The sequence below is a fragment of the Pseudoalteromonas sp. XI10 genome (assembly GCF_001469895.1).
GTDB lineage: Bacteria > Pseudomonadota > Gammaproteobacteria > Enterobacterales > Alteromonadaceae > Pseudoalteromonas.
In genome coordinates this window covers 89,847-102,377 of sequence record NZ_LOPY01000026.1, presented here as the reverse complement: position 1 = coordinate 102,377, position 12,531 = coordinate 89,847, and the positions used below count along the sequence as shown (strand labels likewise).

The window sequence follows — 12,531 nt, the reverse complement described above, 5'->3', positions numbered from 1 at the left end:
TAACTTAGTGGTTAAACCTGCAAATACGAATAACTTAATAATTATTTAAAAGTTAAAGCCTAGAGAAACCCAATAACGGCGACCATCTTCAACATATCCGTATTCATCTTCAGTGATTTCTTTATCAAACAGATTATAAACACCAAATCCTAACTTAATGCTGCGGCTTAAATCGTAGTTACCACCAATATCAGCCAAGGTGTAATCTGGGGCAATTAAGCTGTCTTGCGACGGGCCTGTTGTCGGCTGGCTTTCTTCGCCGCGGTAATGAACACGCAGCCACGTACCTAGCTTATCAACCGGGCGCCAATTAACTGAAGTTTGTAAAATATGCTTAGGTAATTGGTTAAGTGGGCTGCCTTTGTATTCACCGGTTTTTTGCTCAGAATCGGTGTAGGTGTAGTTGGCACTTACATCAAGCTCACTGGTAATGTCGTAAGATACTGATAACTCAAAGCCTTGCGTAACGGCTTCATCCACATTGACATAGGTCGTTGGCATCGAACCAAACTGGTTTGGTCCATCGGTGCACTGGGTGAGTGGGCACGAAATACGGGTAATTTTATCTTCAAACTCGTTGTAAAATACGGTGCTTGAAAGCGATAAATCACGGCTGGCATCATAGTAGATACCCATTTCGTAGTTTACTGATTTTTCAGGGCTTAAATCTGGATTACCATAAATATTACCACCTCGGCTCACTTGCCCCCAAGCTGCGGTAGATTGACGAATATTCGGCGCTCTAAAGCCTGTTGAGATGCCGCCTTTCACCGTCAGCGACTTAGTTGCTGTATACACACCATATAAACGCGGGCTGAAATGGCCTGAAAAATTACCATCATGGTCATAACGAAGGCCGGTAGTGAGTTTAAACTGCTTGGTTGCAGCCCACTCATCTTCTGCAAATACTGACCACTGCTCGTTCTCAACATGCGTTAAGTCACTAATGCGGTTACTGGTGTAATCGTCTAGCTCTTCTTTTAAATATGACGCACCAAATGCAGCATTATGATTGGTAAATGGTAAAGTCCAGCTTGTTTGCGCATCGGTATTTTCGACGTACATTTCACGAGAGGTATTATCGAATTTGTCATACTTTAAGTAACTGCGTGATGAGCCAAAATCATAAAAACCATTATGACTTAGTGAGTAGCTTTCTTGGTCATACTCTGTGGTTGATGACTCTGGGCAACCACGTCGGCCACAACTTTCACCTTCAGCTAAAGGAGCAACTGTTTTACCTAATGTTTCATCGAGTTTTTGTTTTGCAGAGCCTACTTCAAGCATAATTTCATGGCTATCAGAGGGGGTTAAGATAAACTTAGCTTTGATATTGCTTTGCTCTTTACCACGAAAACCTGCTTCAAAATCGTCTTCGTCACGCTTTGAAAACTGACCAGATAACTGCATACCTAATAACTCAGGAATTAAACCACCCGCAGTGAAGAAGCTGCCTTGGTTGATATTACCCGAGTCACTTGATTCTTGAATTGTGCTGTCTAAGCGTAATTCACCGTACCATTTTTCAGGTGTTTTACGGGTAATAATATTGATAACACCACCGATTGCATCTGAGCCATATAGTGAAGACATAGGACCGCGAATAACTTCAATACGCTCAATTGCTGAAATAGGTGGAGTCCATGCCCCCTCTACACCTGGGCCATCACTGTTTGGACGAGTTTCACGAGAGGTTTGACGCTGGCCATCAATTAAAATCAAAGTATATTGACTTGCCATCCCGCGAAGGCTGATATCTTTTCTGTCGCCACCACCTGTGACAACCACACCAGGAACGTCGGTCATTGCATCGGTTAGATCTCGGTAAAAACGTTTTTCAAGCTGCTCACGGTCGATAACACTAATACTGGCTGGCGCCTCTTTAAGCATTTGCTCGTAACCGGAAGCCGATACAACTATTACTTCCATGTCTTGTTTTTTGTCATCAGCGTATGCAAAATGGGAAAGACCTGCTAACACAGCAGCGGTGAGTGGTAAAACAGAAGAAACAACCCTCGTCATAATAATACTCCGTGACTTTTTGTTTATAAATGATAATAATTAGCGTTTGCATACTAATGAGAAGTCCCGATTTTCACAATTTACGATTTCTTAAAACTGAATTAAGAAGGCCTGAACCATGAATTCCAAGCTGATAAAAACATTGCGTGTATTTTCTCGTACTGTTGAAACAGGCAACATGAGCAGTGCAGCTGCAGAGTTATCGATGACCACATCGGCTGTCAGCCAACACATTAAGCAATTAGAACAAGAAATCGGATTGAGCCTATTTAACCGCAGCCCGCGCGAACTGACTTTAACCGAAGCGGGCCACCTGTATTATCAAAGCTGTTTAAAAATACTGGCACTGGCGGATCAGGCCAGTACGCAATTGCAACAATTACAAAATAAGCCCAGTGGCGAGCTCAAATTAGTTGCGCCAGTGGGTTTTGGCGGCGGCCTATTAAGCGAGCCATTAGATCGCTTAATTAACGAGTTTGATGATTTACGTATTCAGTTAATTTTGACTGATGAGCCAATTGATATGATCAAATGCGGCGCTGACCTAGCGATTGCGATTGGCCCATTAACTGACTCAAACCTCGTTGCTCGTAAATTAGCAACTTGGCCGTTAAAGCTATGTGCTCATAAAGACCATGCAATTAGCAAACTCGATAAAGCCAATTGGGAAGACCTTGGCAACTTTGCCCGTATCGCCCACAGCAACGCCGACAGTAATGCATTTAACCCGTCAACGCTGGCAAGCAAGCCGTTACCGAAAGCAAAGATCACCGTAAATAATATGCAAAGCTTAATTAAATTAGTGTGTGATGGTGTTGGCTATGGCGTGCTACCAGAGCCTGAAGTCAGGCATTTACTAAAATCGAAAGAGCTGGTTGAAATAGCACCCGAGTGGGCAATGCCAAATTACACTGTTTATGCCGTAACACCAGCCAGAGACAGCTTAGCGGCAAAAACAAAAACTGCCATTGATACATTAAAACTGTGCTTTAACCATGTTTCTAAGCAAGTTGAATTAGTTGATTAAGACGCTACAAGGATAATACCCATTTGCCGTATTCGGATGGGTATTATCCAAATTAGTATTAACCTAGCGCCAGCCAAACGCCCACGCACATCATTAGCGCGCCAGCAATACGATTTAACCACTTCACATTATCGCCTTTATCCAAAAACAGCCTTAAGCTTTTACCGCCTGTTGCGTAAATCAACATACAGATAAATTCGCTCAGCATGATAATGCTCACTAATACCGCAAGCTGAGGAGCAACCGCTAAATCAACATTAATAAACGGAGGGAGTAAAGAAATCATAAATGCCCACCCTTTTGGGTTTGCAATGGCAGTAATATAACCCTGCGAAAACAATTGCCCACGACCAATTTGCTGCTGTGTATCATCGTTAGGTTTAAAGCTGGTTTTAGCGCGCCACATATTAACCCCTAGGTAAATTAAGTACGCACCACCTAAGTATTTTAAAAAGGCAAATAACTCAGGGTAATTAAGCATAATACTGGCAACCCCTATCACCGCAGCAATGGCTACCGTAGCAACGCCTAACACCTCGCCGACCATCATCCACAGCGTACGTCTGACGCCTACACTCATCCCTAACGTCATAGCGAGCGTCATACACATACCAGGTGTAATAGAAACAAAGAAAAAGGTCGGAATAAAAACCGCGAGTACTGCTAAATCGAGCATAAATGCAATCACATGTTTATTGCTTAAAAAGAGAAAGCGATTAAATCACATTCACTTAAATAAGCAAACAAACACGCGATTGCTAACAGAGTTATAAACACACATTTGAGAGTATAGTTTACGCTAGCCCTTAAGAGGCTTTATTATAAGCGAGTGCTCAATACAAAAATCCCCGCTATAAGGCGGGGATTTTTAATATTTTACTAATTACTGAGTGACACCTTCAGCGGCAACTGGCTCTGCGGGTTTTTCGTCACTTAATAAGTATTTATCTAACCACTGCTCTTGCTCCCAAAGTACATGCAGCAAGCTCTTACGAGCGCGATAGCCATGTGCCTCATAAGGTAACATCACTAAGCGGGCTTCCTTACCTAGGCCTTTTAATGCAGCGTACATACGCTCACTTTGCATTGGGAAGGTACCCGAGTTAGGATCTTCTTGACCGTGGATCATCAGCATAGGCTCATTGATTTTTTCAGCGTGGAAAAACGGTGACATTGCCGAGTACACATCTTGCGCTTGCCAAAAGTCACGTTCTTCACCTTGGAAACCAAATGGCGTTAGGGTGCGGTTGTAAGCACCACTGCGGGCAATACCGGTTTTAAATAAATCGCTGTGCGCTAATAAATTCGCCACCATAAAGGCACCATAAGAGTGACCTGCAATGGCAATGTTATCTTTATCGGCCACACCTTTTTCAACAAGTACATCTACCGCAGCCTTAGCACTTGCCACCAGCTGCTCACGGAATAAATCGTTTGGCTCTTTACCATCAACACCCACAATTGGCATTTTCGGGTCGTCAAATACAGCAATACCTTTTGCAAGATAAGGCATCGGCCCCCAATAACCGATATAGGTAAATTCATACGGCGATTCACGCACTTGTGATGCAACGGCTTTATCTTTATATTCAAGCGGATAAGCCCACATTAAAACCGGTAACGGGCCTTGAGTTGAATCATAACCCGGAGGTAAATAAAGCGTACCACTAAGCTCAACACCATCATCACGCTTGTATCGAATTAGCTCTTTAGTCACCCCTTTAAACTCTGGATAAGGGTGCTCAAAAGTCGTAAGTTGAGTCAGTGTTTTATCGTCGAGGTCGCGAATAAAGAAGTTAGGTTGCTCAGTTTTAGATTCGCGAATCGTAATTAAACGCTCGCCTTCATCATCAAGCATGGCACGCACACGCTCATAGTATGGCGCTTCTGATTGCCAAACGCGTGTTGTGGTATTAGTTTTTACATCATAACGGTCTAAAAACGGAATATTGCCCTTTTCAGATGCACCCTTACCGCGTAAGAAAAGATAACGCCCGCCAACAACTTTTAATACATCAGCGCCTAAATCATTTTTTTCATAAATTGGGTAACCTGGGTTTTTGTAGGCATCGTTATAGCTGCGCTCAGAAAATAACACGCGATTTTTATCTGCATTACGCGGTTGAATAACAAATGTGCGAACTTGTCGGTCGCTAAAGCGCCATTCAGATAACAAAGCAACATTACCGTTGCCCCAAGTAATTGAATCAAAACGGCGTTCAACTTTAGCAAATAACTTAGGATCACGTTTAAATGGTGCTCTTAGGCTATAAAGGTAATCGTGATATGGCACGTCGGTTTTCATATCACCGCCGTCTTGTGCTTCTGCCCAAATTACTTCAGCGCCTTGATCTGCTCGCCATTGAAATTCGCGGCGACCAGTACGCACACTGTCATAACCTTGTGGAATGTTATCTGCTAAAGGCTGCTTCGCAAGCTCTGCAAGCGTATAGCCACGCATTCCCCAAATTTGCCAAGTTGCAGCAAATCGGCTGTAAGGCACTTGATAAGAAAAAGGCTCATCAATCATGCCAACCAAAATATTGGTTGAATCAGGTGAGACCGAAAACGATTTAATTAAGCCCGGTTGACCAATTGGTTGGCCTTGACCACTAAGCGGAATATAAGTCAGCTGGCTTTGCGCAAAAAACTTAAATTGTGCTTCATCATATGGGCTAGTTAGTAAGTTTTGATAAGTACGCGCAGGCGCTTTTTCACCACTACTTTGCTGAATAACTGGCACAATCTGCGAGCTGTCGTTGCTGATACGTGCTTTACCAATATTGACCGCTGCATTAGCTACAATGGCGCTGCTATCTGGCAACCAAGTATAAGGCGTGCGCGTTAACACTGAATTGAGAGGTGTATCACTTAACTGGCGGGCTTGCTTAGTACTTACATTATACACCCATAAGTTAGCACTCGATGCTTGTTCAACCACAAACGCCAAGTATTGACTATCGCTTGACCAACTTGGTGAGCGTAAAATGCCATTTGGCAAACCTGATACAACAATTTCAGAACCGGTTTCGACATGCTTAAGCACTAAAGATGTAAACTTATTACGCACTCGTGAGCGCGAAAAATTAGCAGGATTAAGCTTAATACCCGCAAGTTTCAACTCTTCTTTGGCTAAGTCTTGTAAGGTATCGATGCGTTTTCTATCAAATAACGCCAGCCACTGGCCATCATTCGATAAATAACTATTCGGTGCAAGCTTAGCGTCAACCACAGCAGCCAGTGCGGGCGATGGCGTTTGATAACCTTGATTAGCAAAACTGGGTGTGCAAACAGCTGCGCCAATAACTAGCGCAAAAAGCAGTTTAAATGCTTTCATGTTCGTTCCTTTTTCGTTTTTATTTTCGATTCTGTAAACAAGTAGAACATGTTTGCAGCATTTCATAAAGAGTTTCGACCCTTTTGGCAGCCAATCAGTGACTTAAACAGCTAAATTACGCTAAAATAAAAGCACTCTATTCGCCACTTTTTGCTAATAAAAATGAAAAAATCGACAGGCAAAGTCACAATTTGGGATGTAGCTGAACAAGCACAAGTTTCAAAATCAACCGTGTCTTTGGTCCTTACCAACAGTGATAAGGTCAGTAAAAAAAGTAAAGAAAAAGTACTGGCTGCCATTGATAAGCTTGGCTATGTGTATAACCGCGATGCTGCAGCACTTCGTAGCAAGCGCTCAAACCTAGTCGCGTTGGTTATAAATGACTTAACCAACCCGTATTCAGCTCAGCTTGCTGTTGGTCTCGAAAAACACATCTTTGAGCTTGGCATGCTGCCAATGCTGGTGAATATTGCGGAGTGTGTCGAAAGGCAAACTCAAGTGGTGAAAACCCTAAAAGAATACAACGTATCGGCGTTTATTATGTGTCCGGCACCGGGGACTGAGCAACAGTGGCAAGATGATTTAATAAATAGTGGTTTTCCGGTTATTAATATCATGCGTGAAATTCCGTTTTCAGCTGCGCCGTGTATTTTGCCTGATAACAAAAAAGGCACACACATTTCGACCAGCCATATTTTATCGCAAGGCATAGAAGAAGTAGCATTTTTAGGCGGCACCGCAGAAATATCTGATTACCATGAGCGCTTAAGTGGCTTTTTAGCTGCGCTTGAGCAATTTAATATTACTGACGAAAAACTGGTTATTCAGGCGCCGACAAACCGCCAAGGAGGCCGAGAAGCCTTTAATACCCTTATAAAACAAGCGCCAAATACCAAAGCAATTGTCTGTTTTAATGATGTGATTGCTTATGGCGCGATTGAAGCTATGCGCCAACACGGCCTAGAGCCTGGTAAAGACATTAAAGTTATTGGCTTTGATGACCTAGAAGATTCGCGCTTAATGTTGCCTTCCCTTTCAACCATCGCCATTAATGCCGATGAAATCGGTAAACGCACCTGTCAGGTGCTAAAAGAACTATTAGATAAATCAACACCGCCAGTTCGCACCTTGGTGGATGTTAACTTAAAAATACGAGATTCAAGTCAATGAAAAAAGTGTTAGTGATCGGCTATGTATGGCCTGAGCCTAATTCGTCGGCAGCCGGCACCCACATGATGTCACTCCTGCGCGCCTTTCGTGCAGAAAACTGGCAAGTCGAATTTGCAAGCCCTGCGCAAAAAACCGAACACATGGTGGATCTCAGCGAAGATGGCATTACTACACAAGTAATTGCATTAAACTGCTCTAGTTTTGACGAGTACGTACAAGCGTATAACCCTGATATTGTGATGTTTGACCGCTTTATGATGGAAGAACAGTTTGGTTGGCGAGTCGACAAATACTGCCCTAACGCACTTAAAATTCTCGATACCGAAGATTTACAGTGTCTAAGAAATGCCCGTCACGACGCTCATAAAGCAGGTAGAGAGTTCAGCCATAGTGATTTACACAGCGATATTGCCAAGCGAGAAATCGCCGCTATTTTACGCTCAGACATCAGCTTAATTATCTCGCATTACGAGATGCAGCTACTCAATGACGTTTTCAAAGTAGATAACGCCCTACTTCACCACCTACCATTTTTGGTCGATTTGCAGCATATCCCCACCAGCACGAAAACATTTGCTGAGCGCAAACACTTTATGACCATTGGTAATTTTCGTCATGCGCCAAACTGGGATGCAGTGTTGTACTTACAACAGATTTGGCCGCTGATCCGCAAACAATTACCCGATGCCGAACTCCACATTTATGGCTCTTACCCACCACCAAAGGCAACAGCGCTTAACAACCCAAAAACCGGCTTCTTAATCAAAGGCTGGGCTGATGATGCTTATCAAGTAATGGAAGATGCCCGAGTATGTTTATCGCCACTGCGTTTTGGGGCTGGTATTAAGGGTAAGTTACTCGAAGCGATGATCATGCAAACGCCGAGCGTAACAACTCCTATTGGCAGTGAAGGCATGCATCAAGATGAGCCTTGGTCAGGCGCAATCTGTGAAGATGCACAGCAATTTGCTGATGCAGCAGTGGCGCTTTATCAAGATGAAGCGTTATTTACTCAGGCACAGCAAAATGGCCAGCAGTTATTGCAAAAATATTATGATAAATCAAAACTTCAGTCGCAGTTAATCGCTAAAATCACCGCCATTAGTGAGTCATTAGCGCAGCATAGACAGCAAAATTTTACCGGCCAAATGCTCAAACATCACACCATGCGTTCGACCCAATACATGGCGCAGTGGATTGAAGCTAAAAATAAGTAATTTTGCCGTAAATAACACTAGACATAGCGGCTTTTGTCGCTAAAATCGCGCTGGTCAATTTAAGCGATATAGTCTAGCTATTAGACTATATCTTATTGAATTTTGGTCTATCCTTAACTGAACAATTTAACCTTTGGTTCAAAACGCCTTTGAAAACCGCAACGTTTACTGAAAAACGAAAATTTATCGTGAAGCTTGGCAAAATGCTTCATAAATACGGTACACCTGCATACCGACTAGAAGCGCACTTAATGGAAGTTGCGACTTACCTCGGTTTGAAATCATCTTTTGTTATGTCACCAACATCAGTGACATTTGTGATCTGGACAGATGGCCATGAAGAAGAGTACACCCATGTTGCGCGTGTTGATCCGGGCGATCATGACTTAGGTTCGCTGGCAGATACCGATGACTTAGTAAACAAAATGCTTAATGGCGAGCTGACACTACAAGAAGTCGATCAACAGCTCGATATTATTTACACCATGCCAAACCCATATAATAAATTTATGACTGGCGTTGCGTTTGCGACTTCGGGTGGTGCATTTGCCATGTTAATGGGTACTAGCTGGAATGATGTATTTTGGTCAGCACTTATTACCTTAGTGGTGTATTTATTTGTACTTTGGTCAACACGCTCTAAACGTGTTGCCCATATGCTTGAACCATTAGTAGCCATTGTATCGGCGATTATAGCCTGTGCTATTAGTGTCTATATTGATGCCCAAATTAACATACGACTGGTGGTACTTTCTGCCATCATTGTATTTATTCCCGGCTTAGCATTAGCCCTAGGTTTAGCAGAGTTAGCAGCAAGACATTTAGTATCTGGTACCGCTCGGGTGATGGACTCATTCATGCTGCTGTTTAAGCTCTATTTTGGTGCTTTTATTGGTATCGGCATTGGTTTTGCTATTTTTGGCCAAAGCGACTTTGTGCAACCCGAGCCTTTACCTAAATGGACGGCTTGGCTAGCTATATTCATGCTATGTAGCAGCCTAATCGTGATTTTTAGAACCAAGCTAAAGCATGCTGTTTGGTCTATTGCATCTGGCTTTATAGCGTATGGGACAAGTATTGGTTCAGCCATGTACCTAGACTACACATTAGGCACATTTGTAGGCGCATTAGCCGTGGGCGTTTTTAGCAACTTATTCAATCGCGTTGTTAATGCGCCAGCCTCCATTGTAGCTATGCAAGGCTTGATCGTATTGGTACCAGGTAGTAAAACCTATATTGGCTTAAACTCACTAATTGAAGGCCAAGATTTCGTTTATGCAGACCATATTGGCCAACAAACCTTTTTGATTTTCATGTCATTAGTGGCGGGGCTTATCTTTGCTAACGTCGCGCTGCCACCGAAGAAAAGTTTATAACTTACTAAGCCCGAATTTCTCGGGCTTTTTTACACCCTCGTTTTAATAAGCCGACTTTGCTTATCAGCAACAAACTGATATAACTCTAAGTGCATGTGGTAAAAATAAAAAGGATTTATTCAGTGATAAGATTGGCTTGGCTGTTATGCAGCTTTTTCGCATTCAATGCGTTTGCAGAACCCCAGTGTATTAACTGTCATCAAAGCCAAGTTGAGGACTGGCAAACATCCCATCATTTTCATGCTATGGAAAAAGCCACTCCCACTACAGTGCTTGGTAATTTCAATGAGCAAACCCTTGACTACCAAGGCCAGCAAGCGCGCTTTTATCAACAAGACCAACAACTTTTTATAAGCATGCCAAACCTTGATGGCAAGCTAACTGACTACCCGGTTTTATACACATTTGGCTATGAGCCATTGCAGCAATACATGTTTGATATGGGCAAAGGCCACATTCAGCTGTTTCCATTTGCATGGGACTCGCGCAGTAAAGCACAAGGCGGCCAGCGCTGGTTTGTACTGCACCCTGAGCAGAAAAAACACGACCTATTTCACTGGTCGCAAAAAGGCCAAAACTGGAATCACATGTGTGCCGATTGCCACTCAACTGATTTCAAAAAGCAATTTGACCTTAAAACGAATAGCTTTGATTCGAGTTATTCAAGCATTAACGTGAGCTGTAAAGCGTGTCATGGCGATCCAAAAGCTCATTTAAAATGGGCTGATGGCGATAGCAGTATTGCCGATAAGGGCTTTACCCATAATATTAAAAAGCAAACTCCGCTTTTTACCCAAAAAGCCGATGGCAGTATGCAAAGCGTGCAGCCACTAGTAAAAAGCGAGCAAGTGCAAGTGTGTGCAACCTGTCATGCTCGCCGCTCACAACTTGATGACCGCAAAGACCCACATAGTTTTTTACAAAGCTTTCAAGGCTCATTACTCACTCCTGAGCTTTATCATGTTGATGGTCAAGTGTGGGATGAAGACTATGTATGGGGTTCATTTTTACAAAGTAAAATGTTCAATGCGGGGGTTACCTGTAGTAACTGTCACAACCCTCATTCGGGTAAATTAAAGCTACCGGGCAATCAAACCTGTACGCAATGTCATAGCCAAGAGGTGTTCGATACGCCGAAACATCACGGTCATAAAGTGGCAAGTGAAGGTAGCCAATGTGTTGATTGTCATATGCCTGCCACCACCTATATGCAAGTTGATGCAAGGCGCGACCACAGCTTTCGGGTACCACGCCCAGACTTAACATTAAAAACCAATGCCCCAAATGCTTGTAATAGCTGCCATGAAGATAAGACGCCGCAGTGGGCGGTTGCCAAAATAAAAGACTGGCATCCAAATTCAAAACACCTTGGCACTGCGCATTTTTCTGAGGCGTTTTATGCCGCCGATAACCGTTTACCTAATGCCTCAACCATGCTGACCAAAATCGTGCAAGATAAAGGCTTTCCTGACATTATTCGCGCTTCAGCATTAAGCCGTTTAGCCGCAAGCCCTGATAACAACGCTGTCGTTGCGATTGCTCGCTCAGTAAAAGACAGCGAGCCATTAAAACGCCAAGCAGCCATTGAAGCGGCTATGCCATTTGATATCAATCAGCGCTGGCGTTTATTAAACCCGCTTTTAGATGATGAGCATTTACCAATCAGAGCAGAAGCTGCAAGAGCACTTGCAGGTATGTTAACTCAGCCGTTCCCTACGGGTCTTAATGAGCAAGACAGCAAACGCTTAAATGCAGCCCTTGATGAGTACAAAAGCATTCAACAGTACCAAGCCGAGCGTGGCTATTCCCATACCAATTTAGGTAATCTGGCACTCACACTACAAAAGCCATCGCAAGCTAAAGCACATTATCTACAAGCAATCAGTGTTGAGCCTATTTTTGCTCCTGCTTATGTCAATTTAGCTGATTTATACCGAAATCAAGGCGATGAAAAAGCAGCACAAGCTATCTTAAAACAAGGCTTAAACGTTAACGCAGAAAGCGGCGATATTCATTATGCCCTGGCTATGAGCCTTATTCGCACAAAACAAAAAGACACCGCCCTTACTCATTTACAAAAAGCAGCGCAGTTTGCGCAAGAGAATGCCAACTATCAGTTTACCTACGCGCTACTATTACAAGATTTAGGCAATATGCCAGCTGCAATATCAGCCCTTGAGCGTGCTTTTAATCTAACACCCAATAACCCAGATATCAGCTACAGTTTAGCGCAGTGGTATGTGGCAGAAGAGAACTACAGCCAAGCACTGTTTTATGCCAGAAACCTAGCCCGCTTGGTACCGGGTAACCAGCAAATTGAGCAGTTTGTGAAACAGCTCGAAATGATGAATAGCATTAATCATTAAGCATTAAAAAAGGGCC

Annotated in this window: 8 protein-coding genes; 5 read left to right on the top strand and 3 right to left on the bottom strand. The window is 43.2% G+C overall.

Annotated elements, in window-relative coordinates:
* Positions 1-45: 45 nt before the first annotated feature.
* Entirely contained in the window at positions 46-2,022 is a 1,977-nt protein-coding gene (locus tag AUR67_RS06745; protein ID WP_058584683.1) for a ligand-gated channel protein, read from the bottom strand.
* 118 nt (positions 2,023-2,140) lie between these two features.
* Between AUR67_RS06745 and AUR67_RS06740 the strand changes: the two genes are divergently transcribed.
* The gene (locus AUR67_RS06740) at positions 2,141-3,049 is read left to right on the top strand and encodes a LysR family transcriptional regulator (RefSeq protein ID WP_058584682.1); all 909 of its coding nucleotides are present in this window, start codon (positions 2,141-2,143) and stop codon (positions 3,047-3,049) included.
* Positions 3,050-3,107: 58 nt separating this feature from the next.
* Here the strand turns inward: AUR67_RS06740 and AUR67_RS06735 are convergent, their stop codons facing one another.
* Together AUR67_RS06735 and AUR67_RS06730 are read right to left on the bottom strand one after the other, a co-directional pair.
* The gene (locus AUR67_RS06735) at positions 3,108-3,725 is read right to left on the bottom strand and encodes a LysE family translocator (RefSeq protein ID WP_054562642.1); all 618 of its coding nucleotides are present in this window, start codon (positions 3,723-3,725) and stop codon (positions 3,108-3,110) included.
* Positions 3,726-3,932: 207 nt separating this feature from the next.
* The gene (locus tag AUR67_RS06730) at positions 3,933-6,386 is read right to left on the bottom strand and encodes a S9 family peptidase (RefSeq protein WP_058584681.1); all 2,454 of its coding nucleotides are present in this window, start codon (positions 6,384-6,386) and stop codon (positions 3,933-3,935) included.
* A gap of 162 nt (positions 6,387-6,548) precedes the next feature.
* Between AUR67_RS06730 and AUR67_RS06725 the strand changes: the two genes are divergently transcribed.
* The 4 genes from AUR67_RS06725 to AUR67_RS06710 all read left to right on the top strand — a co-directional run bounded on the left by AUR67_RS06725 (position 6,549) and on the right by AUR67_RS06710 (position 12,515).
* Positions 6,549-7,556 carry a LacI family DNA-binding transcriptional regulator gene (locus AUR67_RS06725; RefSeq protein WP_058584680.1) on the top strand — a complete coding sequence of 336 codons (1,008 nt, stop codon included), beginning with the start codon at positions 6,549-6,551 and terminating at the stop codon, positions 7,554-7,556.
* Positions 7,553-8,773, top strand: a complete 1,221-nt coding sequence (locus tag AUR67_RS06720) for a glycosyltransferase (RefSeq protein WP_058584679.1) — start codon at positions 7,553-7,555, stop codon at positions 8,771-8,773. The genes AUR67_RS06725 and AUR67_RS06720 overlap by 4 nt, the downstream gene beginning before the upstream one ends.
* Positions 8,774-8,922: 149 nt before the next feature.
* On the top strand, positions 8,923-10,149 hold the full coding sequence (locus AUR67_RS06715; RefSeq protein WP_082665599.1) for a threonine/serine ThrE exporter family protein: 1,227 nt from the start codon (positions 8,923-8,925) through the stop codon (positions 10,147-10,149).
* Positions 10,150-10,271: 122 nt separating this feature from the next.
* On the top strand, positions 10,272-12,515 hold the full coding sequence (locus AUR67_RS06710) for a tetratricopeptide repeat protein (RefSeq protein ID WP_235591802.1): 2,244 nt from the start codon (positions 10,272-10,274) through the stop codon (positions 12,513-12,515).
* Positions 12,516-12,531 lie beyond the last annotated feature (16 nt).

Excerpts from the sequence above, each read along its gene's own strand:
- AUR67_RS06745 (WP_058584683.1), bottom strand. The coding sequence starts at position 2,022 with ATGACGAGGGTTGTTTCTTCTGTTTTACCACTCACCGCTGCTGTGTTA.
- AUR67_RS06740 (WP_058584682.1), top strand. The coding sequence starts at position 2,141 with ATGAATTCCAAGCTGATAAAAACATTGCGTGTATTTTCTCGTACTGTT.
- AUR67_RS06735 (WP_054562642.1), bottom strand. The coding sequence starts at position 3,725 with ATGCTCGATTTAGCAGTACTCGCGGTTTTTATTCCGACCTTTTTCTTT.
- AUR67_RS06730 (WP_058584681.1), bottom strand. The coding sequence starts at position 6,386 with ATGAAAGCATTTAAACTGCTTTTTGCGCTAGTTATTGGCGCAGCTGTT.
- AUR67_RS06725 (WP_058584680.1), top strand. The coding sequence starts at position 6,549 with ATGAAAAAATCGACAGGCAAAGTCACAATTTGGGATGTAGCTGAACAA.
- AUR67_RS06720 (WP_058584679.1), top strand. The coding sequence starts at position 7,553 with ATGAAAAAAGTGTTAGTGATCGGCTATGTATGGCCTGAGCCTAATTCG.